2 protein-coding genes are annotated in these 24,063 nt (G+C 74.9%); both read right to left on the bottom strand.

Going from position 1 to position 24,063, the window contains the following annotated elements:
- Positions 1 to 190: 190 nt before the first annotated feature.
- Positions 191 to 9,310, bottom strand: a complete 9,120-nt coding sequence (locus AB0M80_RS14320) for an SDR family NAD(P)-dependent oxidoreductase (protein WP_364563783.1) — start codon at positions 9,308 to 9,310, stop codon at positions 191 to 193.
- A 17-nt stretch (positions 9,311 to 9,327) separates the two neighbouring features.
- The gene (locus AB0M80_RS14315) at positions 9,328 to 24,057 is read right to left on the bottom strand and encodes a type I polyketide synthase (RefSeq protein WP_364563780.1); all 14,730 of its coding nucleotides are present in this window, start codon (positions 24,055 to 24,057) and stop codon (positions 9,328 to 9,330) included.
- Positions 24,058 to 24,063: the final 6 nt, after the last annotated feature.

The raw sequence follows: 24,063 nt of genomic DNA, 5'->3' as shown, positions 1-24,063 counted from the left end.
GTCAGTGCCACCAGCCTTTTCTCCAGCGAAGTGCGGACACCCGGCACATCCGCGCGCCGAAGTGGCATCAAAGTGAGGCTATGGGACCCGTTTTGGCCCTACAACCCCTAAAGATTCCCCTAACAGGGGCCCCTACACAGGGAAATCCTGCTCCCGGCGGGGAGCAGGATTTCCTTTTTCGGGCGGGCTTTTACAATTTACCGAGGTCATTGTTGATGAATTCCAGAAGTGCGTCGTCGTCGGCGAAATCGAGCTCGCCCGCCGGGGCTTTCGCGGCCGGTTCGGCGTAGCGGCTCAGCAGCGTCTGCAGCCGCACGGCGAGCTCGGTCCGCGTCAACCGGTCGGGCTCGCCGCCGGCCAGGGCCGCTTCCAGCCGGTCGAGCTCGGCCAGGACGCTCGGGGTGCTCTCCCCCAGCTCCGCCCCCAGGTGCTCGGCCAGCGCGGTGGCGTTGGGGTGGTTGAACACCAGGGTGGGGGGCAGCGTGAGCCCGGTCGCCGCGGCGAGCCGGGTCCGCAGTTCGACGGCGGTGAGCGAGTCGAAGCCGAGTTCGGTGAACGCGCGTTTCGGGTCGACCGCGGCGGTGGTGGCGTGCCCCAGCACCTGCGCGGCCTCCGTCCGGATCAGGGTGACCAGCTCCGCGAGCAGGTCGGCGGGCGCCAGGCCGGTGAACCGCGTGGCCCCGGTGACCGCGGGCGGCTCGGGGAGCTGCGCTTCGGGCAGTTCGGTGAACAAGCGGCTCGGGCGGGTGGCGGTGAAGGCGGCGGCGAACCGCGCCCAGTCGACGTCCGCGACGACCACGGCAGTGTCCCCGGCACCGACGGCCGCCCGCAGCGCGGCGAGCGCCCCGGCCGGCGGCAGCGGCGTCAGCCCGCGACGGCGGAGGTGCTCCTGTTCGGCGGCGCCGGCGGCCATCCCGCTGCCGGCCCACGGTCCCCACGCGACCGACGTCGCGACGCGGCCACGGGCCCGCCGCTGTCCGGCGAGGGCGTCGAGCTGCGCGTTCGCCGCGGCGTAGGCGGTCTGGCCACCGCTGCCCCACACGCCGGAGATGGACGAGAACAGGACGAAGGCTTCGAGGTCGTCGCCGAGCAGCTCGTCGAGGTGCCGGGCGGCGGCCACCTTGGCCTCGAGGACCCGCCGGAACCCGTCGTCGCCGAGGTCGGCGAACGCGGTGGCCTGGCTCGCGCCGGCCGCGTGCACGACGGCGGTGACCGCCGGGATTCGCTCGAGGACGCGGGACAGGTCTTCACGGTCGCTCACGTCGCAGGCGAGGACGGTGGCTTCGGCACCGGCGGCGCGCAGTTCATCGACGAGTCCGGCGGCGCCCGGCGCATCCGGGCCGCGGCGGCTCAGCAGGACCAGGCGCCCGGCCCCCGCCCCGGCGGCCCAGCGGGCGACGGTCGCGCCCAGAGCCCCGGTGCCCCCGGTGATGAGGACGGTGCCACTGGGAGTCCACGACGGCGCGGGGACCGGCAGCGACGCGCGCACCAGGCGGCGTGCGAACACCCCGGACGGGCGCAGTGCGAGCTGATCCTCGCCGGTCGCCCTCTCCGGGACCCGAGCAGCCGGCTGCTGGTCCTCGCCGCCCCCAGCAGGGACATTCGTCAGGGCCTCGGCGGCCGGGCGCCGCTCCGCAACGCCTGCACCGGTTGCGATCCCTGCGACCCGAGCACCCAGCCGCTGGTCCTCGCCGCCCGCACCGGCCGCCATCCCTGCGACCCGAGCACCCAGCCGCTGGTCCTCGCCGCCCGCACCGGTGATGACTCCCCACACCCGGGCTGCCTGCTGCTCGTCCGGGGTCTCGGGCACGTCCAGCAGACCACCCCAGCGTTCCGGAGCCTCCAGCGCCAGCGCCCGGCCGAAGCCCCACAACCCGGCCAATTCCGGGTCTCCGGCGGTGTCGTCGCCGGGCACGGTGACCGCGCCGAGGGTGACGCACCACAGCGGCGCGGCCATTTCAGCCCTGGCCAACGCGACGGCATCCGCCAAAGCGTCGTCGCCGGGTGCCGAAACCAGTACCACTCCGTCGAGGGGGCCGGCCGCCGCAGGCAGCTCGCCCGGTCCGGTGACGAGGACTCCGGGGCGCGCCAAGGCGTCCGCCCAGCGGCGGGCCGCGCCGGGGGCCGCCACGATCACGTACCGGCCGGCCGGGGTCGCCGCGACGGGCTCCGGCACCGAGACCCAGGTGATCCGGTAGCGCCACGAGTCCGTCACCGCGGCCTCGGCCCGCTCCCGCCGCCACGACGCCAGCGCGGGCAGCACCTTGGCGACGTCCGGTTCGGGCACGCCCGTCCCGGCCGCGAGCCCGGCGGCGTCCGCGCGGTCGACCGCGGCCCAGAACTGCGCGTCGACCTCGCCGCCCACCGGGCGCGGGGCCGGAGCGGGCCAGAAGCGCTCTCGCTGGAATGCGTGAGTGGGCAAGGGAATCCGGTGGCCGGGCAGCGTGGTCCAGTCCAGCGACACCCCGGTGGTGTGCAAGGCCGCCAAGGCGGTGAAGAACGTTCGTGCTTCGTCACGGTCGCGGCGCAGGGCCGGGATCGCCGTGCCCGGGACCATCGAGCTCAGCACACCGTCCGGCCCCAGCTCCAGGAACACCCCGACCCCCGCGGCCGCCAGCGTCGAGACGCCGTCGGCGAACCGGACCGCTTCGCGCACGTGGCGGACCCAGTAGTCCGCGGTGAACGGCTCCGCGAGAGCACCGCTCACATTCGAGATCACCGGAATCCGCGCCGGGTGGTACGTCAAAGTCTCCACCACGGCCCGGAACTCGTCCAGCATCGGATCCATCAACGGCGAATGGAACGCGTGACTCACCTTCAGCCGCTTGGTCTTCGCGAACTTCGCCGCGATCTCCAGCACCGCAGCCTCGTCACCCGAAATCACCACCGACTCCGGACCATTCATCGCCGCAATCGAGACACCCTCAGTCAACACGATGTCCGACTCCGGGGCGGCGATCGACACCATCGCCCCACCCGGCGGCAACGCCTGCATCAACGACGCCCGAGCCGACACCAGACGACAAGCATCCACAAGAGACAACACCCCGGCCACGTGCGCCGCCGAAATCTCCCCGATCGAATGCCCCGCCACAAAATCCGGCCGCACACCCCACGACTCGGCGAGCCGGTACAGCGCGACTTCCACCGCGAAGAGCGCGGGCTGGGTGGCTCCGGTCTCGTCCAAGGACGCCCCGGTGAAGACCACTTCGCGCAGCGGGCGGTCCAAGAGCCGGTCGAACTCGGCGCACACCGCGTCGAACGCTTCGGCGTACACCGGGAACCGGTCGTAGAGCCCCCGGCCCATCCCGGCCCGCTGCGCACCCTGGCCGGTGAAGAGGACGGCGAGCGAACCCGGCTGCACCTCCCCGCGGACCACGCCCGGGTCCGGTGCGCCTTCCGCCAGCGCGGTCAGGCCGCGGACCAACTCGCTGTCGTCCTCGGCGAGCACCACCGCGCGGTGCGGCAGGGCCGCGCGGCCGGTCGCCAGGGAGAAGGCGACGTCCGGCAGCGCGCCGCGCTCGGCGGCCAGCAAGCGGCGGGCCTGCTCACGCAGCCCGGCCTCGGTCTGCGCGGAGACGGGTACCGGCAGCAGGCCCACCGGTGCGGTGTCGTGGACGACGACGTCGTCGGGTGCCTGTTCGAGGATGGTGTGGGCGTTGGTGCCGGAGATCCCGAACGACGACACGCCCGCGCGCCGGGGCCGGTCGGACGGCCACTTCCGGGTCTCGGTGAGCACCTCGACCGCGCCCGCGCTCCAGTCCACATGGGACGACGGCGCGTCGACGTGCAGCGATGGCGGCAGAACGCCGTTCCGCATCGCCATGACCACCTTGATGATCCCGGCGACCCCGGCGGCCGCCTGGGTGTGGCCGAGGTTGGACTTCACCGAACCCAGCCACAGCGGCTCTTCGCGCTCCTGGCCGTAGGTGGCCAGCAAGGCCTGCGCCTCGATCGGATCACCGAGCTTCGTTCCGGTGCCGTGCGCCTCGACAACGTCCACTTCGGACGGCTTCAGCCCCGCGTCGGCGAGGGCCGCCCGGATCACCCGCTGCTGCGACGGGCCGTTCGGCGCGGTCAAGCCGTTCGACGCGCCGTCCGAGTTCACCGCCGAACCCCGCACCACGGCCAAGATCTCGTGACCGTGGCGGCGGGCGTCGGACAACCGCTCCACCAGCAGCAGGCCGGCGCCTTCGCCCCAGCCGGTACCGTCCGCGCCCTCGGCGAACGCCTTGCAGCGGCCGTCCGGGGCAAGGCCGCCCTGGCGGTCGAACTCGACGAACGCCCCCGGCGTCGCCATCACCGTGACGCCGCCGGCGACGGCGAGGTCGCATTCGCCCGCCCGCAGCGCCTGCCGCGCCCAGTGCAGCGCGACCAGCGACGACGAGCAGGCCGTGTCCACGGTGACTGCGGGGCCTTCGAGCCCGAAGGCGTAGGCGATCCGGCCGGACACCACGGCGGCCGCGTTGCCCGTGCCGACGTAGCCGGCGACGTCATCGCCCGCGTCGGTGAGCAGCGCGGGGTAGTCCTGGCCGTTGGTGCCGGCGAAGACGCCGATCCGTTCGCCGCGCAGCGAGCGCGGGTCGAGGCCCGCGCGCTCGAACAGCTCCCACGCCGTTTCCAGGAGGATCCGCTGCTGCGGGTCCATGGCCAGGGCCTCGCGCGGCGAGATGCCGAAGAGGGCGGCGTCGAAGTCCGCGGCCCCGGCGAGGAACCCGCCCGGCCGGACGGCGGCGAGGTGGTCCGGCCAGCCGCGGTCGGCGGGCGGGGCGGACAGCGCGTCGGCCCCGCGCGCGACGAGGTCCCAGAGGTCTTCCGGCGACCGGACCTCGCCGGGGAACCGGCACGCCATCGCGACGATCGCGATCGGCTCGTCGTCGCCCGTGGTGGCAGCATGCTCCACTATCGGAGCAGTGCTCTCGTTTGTGAGCAGGGCGTGGAGGTGCCGGGCGAGGGTGGCCGGGTCGGGGTGGTCGTAGGTGAGGGTGGCGGGCAGGTCGAGGCCGGTGGCGGCGCGCAGGCGGTTGCGCAGTTCGACGGCCGAGAGCGAGGTGAACCCGAGGTCGCTGAAGGCGCGGCCACGGTCGACGGCGGCCGCCGAAGCGTGCCCCAGCACCGCGGCGACGTGTTCGCGGACGAGGTCCAGCACGCCGGCCGCGGTGAGTTCGAGGGCGACGGCGGTCTCGGCCGGAGGGGCCAGCTCGGCGAGCAGCGGGCTCGGCCGGGCGGCGGTGAACGCCGGGCCGAAGACCGCCCAGTCGACGTCGGCGATCGCGACGGCCGTGTCCCCCGCGGCGAGCGCCCCTTCGAGCGCGTCGAGCGCGAGGTCGGGGTCGAGCGGCCTGAGCCCGGCGGCACCGAGCCGCGCGGTGACTTCGCCGCCGGCCATCCCCCCGCCGGCCCACGGTCCCCAGGCGACGGCCAAGGCGGGCAGGCCCGCGGCGCGGCGCGTCTCGGCCAGGGCATCGAGCCGGGCGTTGGCGGCCGCGTAGGCGGCTTGCCCGGCGGCGCCGAGGGTGCCGGCGAGGCCGGAGAACAGGACGAAGGCGTCGAGGTCCCGGGTCAGCTCGCTGAGGTGGAGCGCGCCGGTGACCTTGGCCGCCTCGACGTGGGCGAGCCGCTCGGGGGTGAGGGTGTCGAGGACGCCGTCGTCGAGGACGCCGGCAGCGTGGATGACGACCCGGAGGTCGGCGCCGATCCGGTCGAGAAGGGCGGCGAGCGCGGTCCGGTCGGCGACATCGCAGGCTTCGACGGCGGTCTCGGTCCCGGCGGCGATCAGCTCGGCGGCCAGTGCGGCGGCGCCGGGGGCGTCGGGGCCGCGCCGGGAGGTGAGGACGAGCCGGTCGGCACCGTGCGCCGCGGCCCAGCGGGCGACGCGGGCGCCGAGCGCGCCGGTGCCGCCGGTGATCAGGACCGTGCCGCGGAGGTGCCCGTGGCCCGAGTTTCCGGCCGGAGCGGAACTGCCGGAGCCGCCGGCAACCGACACCGCGCCGGCCGTGCCGCGGGGCCGCCAGTCCGCTGCCTTCCCGGCCGGGGCGGGGACGAGCCGCCGCGCGAACACGCCCGAACCGCGCACCGCCACCTGGTCCTCGTCGCCGCCCAGTGCCGCCAGGAGGCGGCCTGCGGCCCTTTCGTCCAGCTCGGCGGGGAGGTCGACGAGGCCGCCCCAGCGGTCGGGTACCTCCAGCGCCGCGCTGCGGCCGAGGCCCCAGAGGCCGGCCTGCTCCGGCGCGGTGAGCGCGTCGGAGCGGCCGACCGCGACCGCGCCGCGGGTCAGGCACCACAGCGGCGCGGTGCTCCCCGCGTCGCCGAGGGCCTGGAGGAGAACCGTGGTCGCGGCCACGTCACCGCCGACGGACAGCACCCCGGTCCAGCCCTGACCGGCTGCGCGCAGGCGGTCGGCCAACGCGGCCCGGGACTCCCCGACCGTGGTCAGGGGCACGATCCCGGTGAGCAGCGTGGCCAGCCGCGCCGCGGTTTCGTCCCCGGCCGGAGAGACCAGCAGCCACCGCCCCGGCGTACCCGGGCCGGGGGTGAACGGCGTCCACTCGGCCCGGTACCGCCACGCCGCCACCGTGCTGTCCCGGCGGCTGCGGTGCCGCCAGGCGGACAGAGCCGGGCGCACCGCTTCCGCCAGCTGTGCGTCGAGGCCGAGCGCGGCGGCGAGGTCGCCGGTGTCCGCGCTTTCCACCGCCGACCAGAACGCCCCGTCCTCTGTGGACACTTCCGCCGTGCCGGTGAGCCAGTAGTGCTGCCGCTGGAACGGGTACGTCGGCAGGTCGACCCGCGTCCCGGTCGGCAGGAACGCGGCCCAGTCGACGTCGACGCCGTGGACGTGAACAGTGCTCAACGCCGTGAGCAGTGCTCTCTCTTCGGAGCGGTCACGCCGCAACGCCGGGACCGCGGTACCGCCGACCATCGCACTGAGCACCCCGTCCGGGCCCAGCTCCAGGAAGATGCCGACGCCCTCGGCTTCGAGCGTCGAAACGCCGTCGGCGAACCGGACCGCCTCCCGCACGTGCCGCACCCAATACTCCGCCGTGAACGGCTCCGCGAGAGCACCGCTCACATTCGAGATCACCGGAATCCGCGCCGGGTGGTACGTCAGGGTCTCCGCGACCGCACGGAACTCGTCCAGCATCGGGTCCATCAGCGGTGAGTGGAACGCGTGGCTCACCTTCAGCCGCTTGGTCTTCGCGAACTTCGCCGCGATCTCCAGCACCGCAGCCTCGTCCCCGGAAATCACCACCGACTCCGGACCGTTCACCGCCGCAATCGAGACACCCTCAGTCAGGACAATCTCGGACTCAGGGGCGGCGATCGACACCATCGCCCCACCCGGCGGCAACGCCTGCATCAACGACGCCCGAGCCGACACCAGACGGCACGCGTCCTCAAGGGACAACACTCCGGCCACGTGCGCGGCCGAAATCTCCCCGATCGAATGCCCCGCCACGAAATCCGGGCGCACACCGAAAGACTCCACCAGCCGGAACAACGCCACCTCGACCGCGAACAACGCCGGCTGGGTGAACTCCGTCCGGTCCAGACGCACCGCGTCGTCGAAGGCCTCGCGCAACTCCGGACCGAAGTGCGCACAGACCTCGTCGAAAGCCGAGGCGTACACCGGGAACCGCTCGTACAGCCCCCGGCCCATCCCGGCCCGCTGCGCACCCTGGCCGGTGAACAACACCGCCAGCCCGCCCCGCACGACGCTGCCACGCACCAGGTTCGGCGCACCGCCACCGGCGGCGAGGGCGGAAAGTCCCGTCCGGAACTCCTCGGCCGAGGTACCGAACACGACGGCCCGGTCCTCGAACGCGCTGCGCCCGGCGAGCAGCGTCGCGCCGACGTCCGGGAGATCGCCGTCGGCGAAAGGAACCAGAGCCGCCGCCTGGGCGCGCAGAGCGTCCGCGCCGCGAGCCGACACCAGCCACGGCACCGGTCCCGTCACCGGCGTCGCGGACGGTACCGGCGTGGGTTCGGCCTCCTCCACGATCACGTGCGCGTTGGTCCCGGAGATCCCGAACGACGACACGCCCGCCCGGCGCGGCCGGTCACCGGCACGCCACTCCCGCTCCGAGGTCAACAGCCGGACCGCACCGGCCGACCAGTCCACCTGCGACGACGGCCGGTCCACGTGCAGCGTCCGCGGAAGCACGCCGTGCCGCATCGCCATGACCATCTTGATCACGCCCGCCACCCCGGACGCCGACTGCGTGTGCCCGATGTTCGACTTCACCGAACCCAGCCACAGCGGCGTTTCCCGGTCGCGGCCGTAGGTTTCCAGCAGCGCCTGCGCTTCGATCGGATCGCCCAGCGCGGTCCCGGTGCCGTGCGCCTCGACGACGTCGACGTCCGCCGCAGCCAGCCGGGCCGCCGCGAGGGCGGCGGTGATCACCCGGCGCTGGGACGGGCCGTTGGGGGCGGTGAGCCCGTTCGACGCGCCGTCGGAGTTCACCGCCGAGCCGCGCAGGACCGCCAGCACCGGGTGCCCGTGGCGCCGCGCGTCCGAGAGCCGCTCGACCAGCAGCAGGCCGGCGCCCTCGGCCCAGCCGGTGCCGTCGGCCGCGTCGGCGAAGGCCTTGCACCGCCCGTCGGCCGCCAGGCCGCCCTGCCGGTCGAACTCGGCGAAGGTGCCCGGGGTGGCCATGACGGTGACCCCGCCGGCGATCGCGAGGGTGCACTCGCCGCGCCGCAGCGCTTGGGCGGCGAGGTGCAGGGCGACCAGCGACGACGAGCACGCGGAGTCGATCGTGACCGACGGGCCTTCCAGGCCGAGGTGGTAGGACAGCCGCCCGGACAGCACGCTGCCCGCCGTCCCGGTGAGCAGGTAGCCGGCGACCTCGTCCTCACCACCGGAGGTGCCGTACCCCGAAGCGGCGCCACCGACGAACACACCGGTGCTGCTGCGCCGCAACGACTTCGGTGCGATCCGCGCCCGTTCCAGCAGTTCCCACGACGTCTCCAGCAGCAGCCGCTGCTGGGGGTCCATGGCGAGCGCCTCGCGGGGCGAGATGCCGAAGAACCCGGCGTCGAACTCGCCCGCCTCGTGCAGGAAGCCGCCCTGGAAGGAACCCACCGGCCAGCCACGGTCGTCCGGGAAGCCGCCGATCGCGTCGGTGCCGCTCTCGACCAGCCGCCACAGGTCCTCGGGCGAACCGACGCCGCCGGGGTAGCGGCAGCTCATGGCCACGATCGCGACGGGCTCCCGGTCCCGGGCCTCAACGTCGGCGAGCCGGTCGCGGGTGTCCTTCAGATCGGCCGTGACGAACTTGAGGTAGTCACGGAGTTTCTGCTCGTTGGCCATGGCCGCCCCACTGTCTTTCACGAAGTACGGAAGGTGCTGTCGATGAAGTCGAAGAGCTCGTCGTCGCTGGCGCCGCCGAGGTCGGTCCCGCCGGGACCGCCGGCCAGCTCGCTCCAGCGGGTGAGGAAGCCCTTCAGGCGAGCGGTGATCTCGTCACTCGCCGGCACCCGGGCCAGGTCCGCCTCGGTGACGGTCGCGAACGCGGCCTCCAGCCGGTCGAGCTCGTCCAGCAGCCGGACGCCGGACGCCTCGCCGTCGCCGCCGAACCGGCGGTCCAGTTCCTCGGCCAGGTCGGCGGCCGTCGGGTGGTCGAAGGCGAGGGACGCGGGCAGGCTCAGCCCGGTCCCGGCGGCGAGCCGGTTGCGCAGCTCGACCGCCATCAGCGAGTCGAAACCGAGCTCCTTGAACGCGCGCTCGGGCCCGATCGACGCGGCCGAAGTGTGCCCGAGCACGCCCGCGACCTGCTCCAGGACCAGCGTGAGCAGCGCTTTCGGCCGGTCGGGCAGCGCAGCGAAGCCGGTCGCGGGTTCCGACGGCTCCGGTTCGGCCAGTGCGGCCCGTACCGCCGCGAGGTCGGCCAGGAGCGGGCGCGGCCGGGCCGCGGTGAAGACCGGCGCGAACCGGGCCCAGTCGACGTCGGCGACGACGACGGCCGTGTCGCCGGCGGCCAGCGCCCGCCGGAACGCCGCGACACCGAGCGCGGGATCCATCGGCGGGAGCCCGCGCCCGCGCAGCATGCGCACGGCGTCGACATCGGCCGCCATCCCGGACCCGGCCCACGGGCCCCAGGCGATCGCGGTCGCGGGGCGCCCGCGGCCCCGGCGCTGCTCGGCCAGCGCGTCGAGGAACGCGTTGGCCGCGCCGTAGACCGCCTGCTCGCCGCTGCCCCACACCCCGGAGATCGAGGAGAACAGCACGAACGCGGCCAGGTCGTGGTCGCGGGTCAGCTCGTCGAGGTGCCGGGCCCCGGCCACCTTCCCGGCCAGGACCGCCGCCACCTCCTCGGGCGTGATCGCGGAGATCGGGCCGTGCTGGCCGGTGCCGGCGGCGTGCACGACCGCGGTCAGCGGCAGTTCCGCCGGGATCGCCGCGAGGACCTCCGCCAGGGCGTCCCGGTCCGCCACGTCACAAGCGGCGAGCGTGACCCGCACGCCCAGGGCAGACAGCTCCGAGGCCAGCTCGGCCGCGCCGGGTGCCTCGGCGCCGCGCCGGCCGGTGAGGACGAGGTGTTCGGCGCCCGCCGTGGCGAGTTCCCGGGCCACCGCGGCGCCGAGCGCGCCGGTGCCGCCGGTGACCAGCACCGTGCCGCGGGGCCGCCAGTCCCGCGTTTCCCCGGCCGGGGCGGGCGCGAGCCGGCGGGCGAAGACGCCGTCCGGCCGGATGGCCACCTCGTCCTCGGTGCCGTCGGCGAGCACCGCGGCGAGCCGGGCCCCGGCCGCCGCGTCGAGGATTTCGGGCAGGTCGGCGAGACCACCCCACGCGGACGGCAGCTCCAGGGCCGCGATCCGGCCGAAGCCCCAAGTCGTCGCCTGGTCCGGGCGGGACACGTCCATGACCGCGCCCTGGGTGAGACACCACAGCCGCGCCGGGACGCCGGAATCGGCGAAGGCTTGGGTGAGCGTGAGGTTGGCGGCCAGCCCCGCTTCGGGTCCGCCGGTGCAGGCCAGCACGGACACCACGCCTTCGACGTCGGCGTGGTCGCGGAGCAGGGCCGTCAGCGCGGCACGGTCCCCGGCACCGGACTCGACCACCGGTTCGGCGCCGTGGGCGGCCAACGCCTCCGCCACCGCCGCGACGGGCCCGTCCGCGCCGAGGACGAGCCAGCGGCCGGTCAGCCGGCCCGCGGCCACGGCCACGGGCCGCCAGGTGACCCGGTACCGCCAAGTGTCCACGGTGGACGATGCGCGCCAGCGGTCCAGCGCCGCCATGGCGTCGGCGTCCAGTCCGAGGTCACCCGCGTCGACCGCGGCCCAGAAGCCGCGGTCGCCGGTTTCGGCCGGGGGCGCGGGTTCGAGCCAGAACCGCGACCGCTGGAAGGCGTACGTCGGCAGTTCGGTCCGCCGGGCGCCCTCCAGGAGCACCGAGGCGTCGAGGGGGAACCCGGCGGTCCGCAGCCGCGCGAACGCCGTGACCACGGCTCGCGGCTCGTCTTCGCCGGCCCGCAGCGTCGGCACCGCCGGGACGTCGGCGGTCTCGGCCGCCATCGCCGACAGGACGGCGTCGGGACCGAGTTCCAGGAAAGTGCTCGCGCCGCCGTCGGCGAGGGTGCGCACCGCGTCGGCGAACCGGACGGTCTCGCGCACGTGCCGCACCCAGTAGTCCGGGGCGAACGGCTCGGCGAGCGCGCCGGTCAAGGTGGACACCACCGGGATCACCGGCTCGCGGTACTCCAGTTCCGCGGCCACCGCACGGAATTCCGCCAGCATGGGGTCCATCAGCGGCGAGTGGAAGGCATGGCTGACGCGCAGCCGCTTGGTCTTGACGCCGCGGGCCGCGAATTCCCCGGCCAGCGTCAGGACCGCGGTCTCCTCGCCGGAGAGCACCGTACTGGCCGGCCCGTTGACCGCCGCGATGCCGACGCGGTCGTCGTCCAGTGCGGCCCGGACGTCCGCCTCGGGAGCGCCGACGGCGACCATCGCACCACCCTCGGGCAGCGCCTGCATCAGGCTCGCCCGCGCGGCGACCAGCGTGCACGCGTCGGGCAGCGACAGCACTCCGGCGACGTGCGCGGCGGCCAGCTCGCCGATCGAATGCCCGGCCACGAAGTCCGGCCGCACGCCCCACGACTCGACGAGCCGGAAGAGGGCGACTTCGAGGGCGAAGATCGCGGGCTGGGCATTACCGGTTTGGTCGAGCTGCTCCAGGTCGATGTCCCCGAGCAGGGCACGAACCTCGTCGAAGGCCCGGGCGAACACCGGGAACCGCGCGTACAGCTCGCGGCCCATGCCCGGCCGCTGCGCGCCCTGCCCGGTGAAGAGGACGGCCAGGCGGCCGGGGGTGCCGCTGCCGGTGAGCGCGCCGGGGTCGCCGCCGGCGATCGCGGCCAGCGCGGCCAGCAGCCCGGGACCGGATTCGCCGACGACCGCCGCGCGGTGGCCGAGGTCGGCCCGGGTCGTGGCCAGGCTGAGCGCGACGTCCGCGGGAACCACCTCGCGGTCGCCCAGGAACTCGTGCAACCGGGCGGCCTGGGCCCGCAGCGCCGCCGGGCTCTTGGCCGACAGCAGCCACGGCACCGGACCGGCGACCGGCTCGCGGTCCTCGGCGACGGCGTCCGGGGCCTGCTCGAGGATGGTGTGGGCGTTGGTGCCGGAGATCCCGAACGACGAGACGCCCGCCCGCCGCGGCCGGCCGGAAGCCCACTCGCGCGATTCGGTCAGCAGCTCGACCGCGCCCGACGTCCAGTCCACCTGGGACGACGGGGTGTCGACGTGCAACGTCCGCGGCAGGACACCGTTCCGCATCGCCATGACCATCTTGATCACCCCCGCCACCCCCGCGGCGGCCTGGGTGTGGCCCAGGTTGGACTTCACCGAGCCGAGCCGGAGCGGCGTTTCCCGCTCTCGGCCGTAGGTCGCGAGCAGCGCCTGCGCTTCGATCGGGTCGCCCAGCTTCGTGCCGGTCCCGTGCGCTTCCACGGCGTCCACTTCGGACGGGGACAGCCCGGCATCGGCCAGTGCCGCCCGGATCACCCGCTGCTGCGACGGGCCGTTCGGCGCGGTCAAGCCGTTCGACGCCCCGTCGGAGTTCACGGCCGAGCCGCGCACCACCGCCAGGACCTCGTGCCCGAGGCGACGCGCGTCCGACAGCCGCTCCACCAGCAGCAGGCCGACGCCCTCGGCCATGCCGGTCCCGTCCGCGCCCTCGGCGAAGGCCTTGCACCGGCCGTCGGCGGCCAAGCCGCGCTGCTGGCTGAAGGCGAGCAGGACGCCGGGGGTCGGCATGACCGTCACCCCGCCCGCGAGGGCCAGATCGCACTCGCCGCGCCGCAGCGCCTGCACCGCCAGGTGCAACGCCACCAGCGACGACGAACACGCCGTGTCCACCGTCAGCGACGGGCCTTCCAGCCCGAACACGTACGACAACCGGCCCGACGCCACCGACGACGTGCCGCCGGTCATGAGGTGCCCCTCGAGACCGTCGGTGGCCGCACCGGTGCCGTAGCCGGAGGTGGCGGCACCGACGAACACCCCGGTCCGGCTGCCCCGGACCGACGACGGGTCGATGCCGGCGCGTTCGAACGCCTCCCACGTCGCTTCCAGCAGCAGCCGCTGCTGCGGGTCCATGGTCAGCGCCTCGCGCGGCGAGATGTCGAACAGCTCCGGGTCGAACCGGCCGGCGTCGAGCACGAACCCGCCACTGCGGGCGTAGATCCGGCCCGGCGTCCCCGGTTCGGGCGCGTACAGCCCGTCGAGGTCCCAGCCGCGGTCGTCCGGGAACGGCGAGATCGCGTCGACGCCCCCCGCCACCAGCGACCACAGGTCCTCCGGCGAGGCGACCGAGCCCGGGTAGCGGCAGCTCATCGCGACGATCACGACCGGGTCGTCGCCGGTCACGCCGGCCGCCACCACCTCCACGGCCGCCGCACCGCCGCCGAACAATTCGGTGCGCAGCAGCGTCACCAGCGCCGCCGGGGCCGGGTGGTCGAACACCAGCGTCGCGGGCAGCCGCAGGCCGGTCGCGGCCCCGAGCCGGTTGCGCAGCTCGACCGCGGTCAGGGAGTCGAAGCCGAGTTCGGCGAACGAGCGGTCCGGCTCGATTTCGCCGGCCGTGTCGTGTCCGAGTACCGCGGCCACGTGGTCACGGACCAGTTCCAGCAGACGGCGATCGCGTTCGGCGGCGGGCAGCGGCCGCAGCCGGACGGCCAGGTCGCCGTCCCCGGCCGCGGCCGCGGTGGCGGCCCGGCGGGTGCCGCGGACGAGTCCGCGCAGCAGCGGCGGCACCGGGCCGGTCGCCCCCGAGAGGTCCAGGCGCGCCGGGATCGCGAGGGTCTCGCCGCGCGCGATGGCCGCGTCGAACAACGCCAGGCCTTCGGCGTCGGACAGCCCGGTCATCCCGCCTCGCGACATCCGGGCCAGGTCGGCGGCGCCCAGGTGACCGGTCATGCCGCTCGCCTCCGCCCACAGGCCCCAGGCCAGCGACACGCCCGGCAGGCCGAGCGCGCGGCGGTGCGCGGCCAGGGCGTCGAGCGCGGTGTTCGCGGCCGCGTAGTTGCCCTGCCCGGCCGTGCCGAACACACCCGCGGCGGCCGAGAAGAGCACGAACAACGCGAGGTCCGTGTGCCGGGTCAGCTCGTGCAGGTTGAGGGCGGCGGTGGCCTTGGGCCGCAGCACGTCCGCGAGCCTCGCCGGGTCGAGGCCGGTGAACAGGCCGTCGTCGAGAACACCGGCGGTGTGCACGACGCCGGTCAGCGGCCGGTCGGCGGGGATCGCGGCCAGCACCTGCGCGAGCGCGTCGCGGTCGGCGGCGTCGCAGGCGGTGATCGTGACTTCGGCACCCAGTGCGGTCAGGTCGCCGGCCAGTTCGAGGGCGCCGGGCGCGGCCGGGCCGCGGCGGCTGACCAGCAGCAGCCGCCGGACGCCGTGCGCGGTCACCAGGTGCCGCGCGACGCGGGCGCCGAGCGTGCCGGTGCCGCCGGTGACGAGCACGGTGCCGTCGGGGTCGAGCGGCCGCGGCAGGGTCACGACGTTCTTGCCGACGTGCCGGGCCTGGCTGATGAACCGGAACGCTTCCGGTACTTGGCGCACGTCCCAGGTCCGCCGCGGAAGCGGGGTGAGCGCGCCGTCCCGGAACAGCCCGGCGAGTTCGCGCAGGATTTCCTGCAGGCGCCCGGGTCCGGCTTCGATGAGGTCGAACGCGCGGTACCGGACGCCTTCGTGGGCGCGGGCGACTTCGTCGGCGTCGCGGACGTCGGCCTTGCCCATCTCGACGAACCGGCCGCCGCGCGGCAGCAGCCGCAGGGACGCGTCGACGAACTCGCCGGCCAGGGCGTCGAGCACGACGTCGACCCCGCGGCCGCCGGTCGCCGCACGGAAGTGGTCCTCGAAGGACAGGGATCGGGAGTCTCCGAGGTGGCCGGGGTCGAGGCCGAGATCCCGAAGCACGTCGTGCTTGCCGGCGCTCGCGGTGGCGAACACCTCGGCGCCGCGGTGCCGGGCGAGCTGGACGGCGGCCATCCCGACCCCGCCCGCGGCCGCGTGCACGAGCACGGACTGGCCCGCTTCGAGCCCGCCGAGGTCGAACAGCCCGTAGTAGGCGGTGGCGAAGGCGACGGGCACCGACGCGGCCTCGGCGAAGCTCCAGCCGTCCGGCATCGGGGTGACCAGGCGGTGGTCGGTGACCGCGACCGGGCCGAGCGCGCCGGTGAACAGGCCGGTGACGCGGTCGCCGGCGGCGAGGCCGCGCACCCGTTCCCCGGTTTCCAGCACGACCCCGGCGGCCTCGCCGCCCATCAGCGCCTGGCCCGGGTACATCCCGAGCGTGATGAGGACGTCTCGGAAGTTCAGCCCGGCGGCGCGGACCGCGACGCGGATTTCGTCGGGCCCGAGGTCGGCCTCGGCCTCCGGCGCCGGAAGCGTCGCGAGGCCGTCGAGGGTGCCGGTGCCGGTGGTGCCGACGCGCCAAGCGTGGTCCGCGGGCAGGGCCAGTTCGGTGGCCGGGCGGGCCAAGCGCGGCACGAGCAGCGTCCCCGCACGGGCCACGACCTGCGGTTCTCCGGACGCCAGCGCCGCGCCGACGGCGGCTTCGGCGTCGGCCCGGTCGTCGACGTCCAGCAGGACGAACCGGCCCGGGTGTTCCGTCTGCGCCGAGCGGATCAGGCCCCAGACCGGCGCCTGGGCCAGCCCGGGCACCGGGTCGCCGGGCAGCGCGGCGAGCGCGCCCGTGGTGAGCACGACGAGCCGGGCGCCGGCGAACCGCTCGTCGGCCAGCCATTCCTGCGCGGTCGTGAGCACCTGGTCGGTGCCGGTGACCGGCAGGACCACCGCGTCCGGCACGGCGCCGAGGTCGGCCGGCGACCCGGACAGCCAAACGAACCCGGGCGCCTCCCCGGCCGCGGTGAGCGGAAGCCATTCCGTGCGGAACAGCGTGTCCGGCACGGCGTCCACTGTGGACGCGGTCTGGAACGCCAGCGAGCCGATGACCGCGACCGGGCGGCCCGCCGGGTCGGTGGCCACGACCGACACGGCGTTCGGGCCGGCCGCGGCCAGGCGCACGCGCAGGGCGGTGGCCCCGGCGGCGAACAACGCGACGTCGGTGAAGGCGAAGGGAAGGCGGGCCTGGCCGTCGTCGGGGAAGAACCCGCCGAGGCCCAGCGCGTGCAGGGCGGCGTCGAGCAGGGCGGGGTGCAGAGCGAACGCGTCGGTGCCGGGCAGCGCCACCTCGGCGAACACCTCGCCGTCACGGCGCCAGGCCGCACGCAGGCCGCGGAAGGCGGGCCCGTAGTGGTACCCGGCCTCGGCGAGCGCGGCGTAGTGGCCGTCGACGTCGAGGGCTTCCGCGCCGGCAGGCGGCCACTCCGCCGGAATCCCGGCGGGCTCGGGCGTGCCGGGGGCCAGGACGCCCTGGGCGTGCCGGGTCCAGCGCGCGCCGGGCTGGTCGGGACGGGCGCTGATGGTCACGCCGCGGCGGCCGTCTTCGCCCGGTGCGTCCGCGACGACCTGGAGCTGGACGCCGCCGGTGGCGGGCACGGAAAGGGGCGCGCCGAGGGTGAGCTCTTCGACGGTGCCGCACCCGGTGTGGTCACCGGCGTGGATCGCGAGTTCGGCGAAGGCCGTGCCGGGCAGGAGAACCGCGCCGAGGACCTCGTGGTCGGCGAGCCAGGGGTGGGTGCGCCGGGACAGCCGTCCGGTGAGCACGAGCCGGTCGTCGTCGGCGAGGGTGACCGCGGCGCCGAGCAGCGGGTGCTCGACGGCGCCGAGGCCGAGCCCGGCGGCGTCGCCGGTGCGGGTGGCCGGGCGGGGCCAGTACTGCTTGCGCTGGAAGGCGTAGGTGGGGAGGTCGACGACGTGGGCGTCCGGGAAGGCCGGGGTCCAGTCGACCTGCACGCCGTTCACGTGCGCCTCGGCGAGCGCCGTGTGGAAGCGGGTGAGACCGCCGTCGTCCCGGCGCAGACTCCCCAGCGCAACGACATCCTCGCCGATCGCCATCGTCAGGACCGGGTGCGGGGAAGTCTCGACGAACGTGCCGAAACCCTCGCTCTTCAGCCGCTCGACCGCCGTGTCCAGCCGGACCGTGCTGCGCAGGTTGGTGTACCAGTACTCCGCGTCCAATGTGGACCCGTCAACCCACTCGCCGGTCACCGTCGAGATGAAGGCCGTTTCGGTCGCGTGCGGGGTGATCGGGGCCAAGACGCCGAGGAGTTCGTCCCGCAGTTGCTCGACCTGCGGCGAGTGGGACGCGTAGTCCACCGGCACCCGCTTCGCGCGGATCCCGTCGGCTTCGCAAGCCGCGATCAGCTCGTCGAGGGCCCCCGGCTCACCGGAGACCACGACCGCGGCCGGGCCGTTCACCGCCGCGATCGACAGCCCGGTCGTGAGCCGCGCTTCGACCGCGGCGAGGGATGCCGCCACCGACACCATCCCGCCGCGCCCGGCGAGGGCGAGGATCGCCTTGCTGCGCAGCGCGACCACGCGCGCGCCATCCCCCAGCGACAGCGCGCCCGCCACCACCGCGGCGGCGATCTCCCCCTGCGAATGACCCACGACCGCGTCCGGCACCACGCCGAACGACCGCCACAGCTCGGCCAGCGACACCATCACGGCGAACAGCGCGGGTTGCACGACGTCGACCCGGCTCAGCGCCTCCGCGTCGGCCAGGACTTCACGCAAGGACCAGTCGACAAAGGACTCCAGGGCCGTCGCGCACTCGGCCAGCCGGGCGGCGAACACCGGCGACGAGTCCGCCAGCTCCAGCGCCATGCCCGCCCACTGGGAACCCTGCCCGGGGAACACCAGCGCGACCTTGCCCGGTGTCCCGGCGACGCCGGTCACGACGTCGGCCGCCGGGGTGCCGTCGGCCAGGGCGCCCAAGCCGGCAGCGAGGTCGCCGACCACCACCGCGCGGTGCGGCAAGGAAGCCCGGGTGGTGACCAGGGAAAAACCGATGTCCGCCGGAGCGTCGTCCACCCGGGCGAGCAGCGCCTGCGCTTGTCCACGCAGCGCATCGGCGGAGCGCGCCGACAACACCCACGGCACCGGTCCCGCCGCGGTGGCCGGCGCGAGCTCGGGCTGGGGAACGGCTTCCAGGACGGTGTGCGCGTTGGTCCCGCTCATGCCGAACGACGAGACCGCGGCCCGGCGCGGCCGGTCACCTGAGGGCCACTCCCGGGTCTCGGTCAGCAGCTCGACCGCGCCCGCAGTCCAGTCCACATGGGACGAGGGGGCGTCGACGTGCAGGGTCCGCGGCAGCACGCCGTGCCGCATCGCCATCACCATCTTGATCACCCCGGCGACCCCGGCCGCCGCCTGGGTGTGGCCGATGTTCGACTTCACCGAGCCGAGCCACAGCGGCGTCGAACGGTCCTGGCCGTACGTGGCCAGGAGCGCCTGCGCCTCGATCGGGTCGCCCAGGGTCGTGCCGGTGCCGTGCGCCTCCACCGCGTCCACATCGGACGATGCCAGCCCGGCCCCGGCCAGCGCGGCCCGGATCACGCGCTGCTGGGCCGGGCCGTTGGGCGCGGTGAGGCCGTTGGACGCGCCGTCGGAGTTGACCGCCGAGCCGCGGACCACGGCCAGGACCTGGTGGCCGTGGCGCCGCGCGTCCGAAAGCCGTTCCAGCAGCAGCAGACCGGCGCCTTCGCCCCAGGCCGTGCCGTCCGCGGCCTCGGCGAAGGCCTTGCAGCGCCCGTCGGCGGCGAGCCCGCGCTGGCGGCTGAACTCGACGAACGTGCCCGGCGTGGCCATCACGGTGACCCCGCCGGCCAGGGCCATCGAGCACTCGCCGAGCCGCAGCGACTGGACCGCCAGGTGCAGCGCGACCAGCGACGAAGAGCACGCGGTGTCGACGGAGACGGCCGGGCCCTCCAGCCCGAAGGTGTAGGCCAGCCGCCCGGAAGCGACGCTCGCCGCGTTGCCCGTGGCGAGGTGCCCCTCGAGGACGTCGGCCGAACCGAGGAGCAGGGTCGTGTAGTCGTGGCTGTTGGTGCCGGCGAACACGCCGGTCCGGCTGCCCCGCACGGTCGCCGGGTCGAGGCCCGCCCGCTCGAAGGCCTCCCACGCGAGCTCCAGCAGGAGCCGTTGCTGCGGGTCCATCGCGAGCGCCTCACGCGGCGAAATGCCGAAGAAGCCGGCGTCGAACCCGCCCGCCGAGTCGAGGAACGCGCCCTCGGTCACGGTGACCGAGCCGAGCCGGGCCGGGTCGGCGTCGTAGAGGTTCTCCAGGTCCCAGCCGCGGTCGGCCGGGAAGCCCGACACCGCGTCCGCGCCTTCGGCCACCAGGCGCCACAGGTCTTCCGGAGAAGCGACCCCGCCCGCGTACCGGCAGCTCATCGCGACGATCGCGATCGGCTCGTCGGGATGAGCGGACACCGCCGCCGGAGCTTCGGTGACCGCGTCACCCAGGATCCCCGCCCGCAGGTGCCCGGCGAGCGCGACTGGCGTCGGCCAGTCGTAGACGAGCGTCGCGGGCAGGGCGAGCCCGGTTTCCGCGCGCAGGGCGTCCCGCAGCTCGATCGCGGTCAGGGAGTCGAAGCCGATCTCCTGGAAGGCGCGGTCCGGCGCGACGGCGGCCGCGCTCGGGTGCCCGAGCACCGCGGCGGCCTGGTCGCGGACCAGCTGGAGCAGCACCTCGTCGGCGACGGCCGGGGACAGCCCGCGCAGCCGGGTGACGAGACCGCCGGGCTCGGGCGCCGGTCCGGCGTCGAGGGTCGCTTCGGGGATCGTGCTCAGCAGCGGGCTCGGCCGCCGGGAGGTGAAGGCGGCGGTGAACCGGGCCCAGTCGACGTCGGCGACGGTGACGGCCGTGTCCCCGCCCGCGGCACGCAGAAGGGCCGAGACGGCCGCCCCCGGCTCCAGCGCGCGGAGGCCACGGCGCAGCAAGTAGTCCTCGGCGTCGTTGTCGGCGGCCATCCCGCCGTCCGCCCACGGGCCCCACGCCACCGCGGTGGCGGCCAGGCCGCGGGCCCGGCGGGCTTCGGCGAGCGCGTCGAGGTAGGCGTTGGCGGCGCCGTAGAACGCCTGCTGCCCGCTGCCCCACACCCCGGCGATCGAGGAGAAGAGGACGAACGCGTCGAGGTCGGTGTCGGCGAGCAGGGCGTCGAGGTGCCGCGCGCCGGTCGCCTTGGCCGCCCACTGCCCGGCGAAGTCGTCCGCCTCCGGCAGCGGTGCGGACCGGACGACGCCTGCCGTGTGCACGACGGCGGTGAGCCCCGGGCTGATGCGGTCGAGCAGGTGCGCCACGAAGTCCCGGTCCGCGATGTCGCCGGCGGCGAACGTCACCTCGGTGCCCAGTTCGGTGAGCTCGGCGGTCAGCTCGGTGGCGCCCGGTGCATCGGCACCTCGGCGGGAGACGAGCACGAGGTGGTCGGCGCCTTCACGGGCGAGGCGGCGGGCGACGTGCGCGCCCAGTGCGCCGGTGCCGCCGGTGACGAGCACGGTGCCGCGCGGGGTCCACGCCGGGCCGGGCGGCGGCGGGGCGTGTTCGAGCCGGCGGCCGTAGGAACCGTCCGCGCGCAGCGCGACCTGGTCCTCGCCGTTGCCGCTCAGCAGGGCGGCGAACCGGGAGGCCAGCTCCGCGTCCACTGTGGACGGCAGGTCGGCGAGGCCGCCCCAGCGGTCCGGGAGTTCCAGCGCGGCGGCGCGGCCGAGACCCCAGACGGCGGCCTGGTCCGGATCCGGTGCGGGGTCCGCGCCGGTGGCCCGGACGGCACCCGAGGTGACGCACCACAGCGGCGCCTCGACCCCGGCCTCGCCGAGGGCCTGGATGAGCTCGACGGTCCGCTCCGGCCCGGCGCCGCTGAGCACCACGACCGGATCCGCGGCACCGACGGTCTCCGCGGTGATCGGCCCGTCGAGCCGGAGCACCCGGCCTTCCCAGTGGGCCAGTGCGGCTTCCAGCTGCGGGGACGGGTCGACGAGGAGGCAGTCACCGGCGAGGGCCGGCGCAGTGGAGTGCGGCAGGCGGGTCCAGGTGACGCGGTAGCGCTCCGCGCCGGCCACCGGCTGGTGGGCCGGAGCCGGCCAGAACCGCTGCCGCTGGAACGGGTACGTGGGCAGCTCGGCCCGCGGCCCAGCGGGCAGGTACGCGGCCCAGTCGACGGTGCCGCCGTGCACCCACACCCCGGCGAGCGCGGTCAGGAGGATCCGCTCCTCGTCACGGTCACGCCGCAACGCGGCCACGGCCATCCCCGGGACCATCGCGCTGAGCACCCCGTCCGGGCCCAGCTCCAGGAAAATCCGGGCGCCCTCGGCTTCGAGAGTGGTGACCCCCTCGGCGAACCGGACCGCTTCCCGCACATGGCGCACCCAGTAGTCGGCCGTGAACGGCTGGGCGAGCGCACCGGTCACGTTCGAGACCACCGGGATCTCCGCCGGGTGGTACTGGAGCTGCTCCGCGACCGAGCGGAATTCCTCCAGCATCGGATCCATCAACGGCGAGTGGAACGCGTGACTCACCTTGAGCCGCTTGGTCTTCGGGAACCTCGCCGCGATCTCCAACACCGCAGCCTCGTCGCCCGAGATCACCACCGACTCCGGACCGTTCACCGCCGCGATCGAGACACCCTCAGTCAGGACAATCTCGGACTCGGGGGCAGCGATCGACACCATCGCCCCACCCCGCGGCAACGCCTGCATCAACGACGCCCGCGCCGCCACCAGACGGCACGCGTCCCCAAGAGACAACACCCCGGCCACGTGCGCGGCCGAAATCTCCCCGATCGAATGCCCGGCCACGAAATCCGGCCGGACACCCCACGACTCCACCAACCGGAACAACGCCACCTCGACCGCGAACAACGCGGGCTGAGCGAGGCCGGTGTCGTCCAACCCGGGGACATCGCCGAACACCGCATCCCGCACCGGAACGGCGAAGTGCCCGCACACCTCGTCGAACGCCGAGGCGTAGACCGGGAACCGCTCGTACAGGTCACGGCCCATGCCGACCCGCTGCGCGCCCTGGCCGGTGAACAGCACCGCCAGCCGGGCGTCCTCCCGGACCTCCCCGGTGACCGCGTTCGAGCCGGCCGGGTCGAGGACGACCGAGCGGTGCTCGAACGCCGTCCGGGTCGTGGCCAGCGTCCGGGCCACGTCTGCGGGATCGGCCGTCACCGCGGCGAGCCGCGAAGCCTGCGCTCGCAGCGCTTCCGGGGTCTTCGCCGACAGCACCCACGGCGTCAGCGTGCCCACCGGCGCTTCCGCGGGCACCGGCTCGGCGGGCGGGACGGCTTCGAGGATGGTGTGGGCGTTGGTGCCGCTGACGCCGAACGAGGACACGGCGGCCCGGCGCGGCCGGTCGCCGGACGGCCACTCCCGGGCCTCGGTCAGCAGCTCGACCGCACCCGCCGACCAGTCCACATGCGACGAAGGCGCGTCAACGTGCAGCGTCTGCGGCAGCACACCGTGCCGCATCGCCATCACCATCTTGATCACGCCGGCCACGCCCGCCGCGGCCTGCGTGTGGCCGATGTTCGACTTCACCGAACCCAGCCACAGCGGCGTTTCCCGGTCCTGACCGTAGGTGGCCAGGAGCGCCTGCGCTTCGATCGGGTCGCCCAGGGTCGTCCCGGTCCCATGCGCCTCGACGACGTCGATGTCCGATGTGGACAGGCGAGCGCTGTCCAGCGCCGCCCGGATCACCCGTTGCTGGGCCGGGCCGTTCGGCGCGGTCAGGCCGTTGGACGCGCCGTCGGAGTTGACCGCCGAGCCGCGCACCACGGCCAGGACCTCGTGCCCGTGGCGGCGCGCGTCGGACAGCCGCTCGACCAGCAGCACGCCGACGCCTTCGCCCCAGCCGGTGCCGTCGGCGGCCTCCGCGAACGCCTTGACCCGGCCGTCCGGGGCCAGCCCGCGCTGGCGGCTGAACTCGACGAACGTGCCCGGCGTGGCCATCACGGTGACCCCGCCGGCCAAAGCCAGGTCGCATTCGCCCTGCCGCAGCGCCTGCGCGGCGAGGTGCAGCGCGACCAGCGACGACGAGCACGCCGTGTCGACGGTCAGCGCCGAGCCTTCGAACCCGAACAGGTACGCCAGCCGGCCCGAGACGACGCTGGCCGCGTTGCCGGTGCCGAGGTAGCCCTCGACGTCCTCGGCCGACGACCGCAGCAGGGTGGCGTAGTCCTGGCCGTTGGAGCCGACGAACACGCCGGTCCGGCTGCCCCGGAGCGACGCCGGGTCGATCCCGGCGCGCTCGAAGGCCTCCCACGACGTCTCCAGCAGCAGCCGCTGCTGCGGGTCCATGGCGAGCGCCTCGCGAGGCGAGATGCCGAAGAACCCGGCGTCGAAGAGGTCCGCGTCGTGCAGGAACGCGCCTTCCCGCGCGTACGTCGTGCCCGGACGGCCACCGGCGTCGTCGAACAGCGACGCGGTGTCCCACCCGCGGTTGGCGGGGAACGCCGAGACGGCCTCCCCGCCGCGGGCCACCAGGTCCCACAGCCCCTCCGGCGACCGCACGCCGCCGGGGAACCGGCAGGCCATCGCGACGATGGCGATCGGCTCGGTCGCGGCCTCGACGAGCTGCCGGTTCTGCCGCCGCAGCCGCTCGGCCTCCTTCACGGAGGCGCGCAGCGCGTCGAGCACCTTCTCGGGCGTGGCCATGGTTCA

Source organism: Amycolatopsis sp. NPDC051045, assembly GCF_040682955.1.
Taxonomy (GTDB): domain Bacteria; phylum Actinomycetota; class Actinomycetes; order Mycobacteriales; family Pseudonocardiaceae; genus Amycolatopsis.
The sequence above is the reverse complement of the archived record's forward strand: the minus strand, read 5'-3'. Positions and strand labels throughout refer to the sequence as shown.

What these genes read in the sequence shown, in the direction of transcription:
- AB0M80_RS14315 (WP_364563780.1), bottom strand. Translation starts at nt 24,057, where the DNA reads ATGGCCACGCCCGAGAAGGTGCTCGACGCGCTGCGCGCCTCCGTGAAG.
- AB0M80_RS14320 (WP_364563783.1), bottom strand. Translation starts at nt 9,310, where the DNA reads ATGGCCAACGAGCAGAAACTCCGTGACTACCTCAAGTTCGTCACGGCC.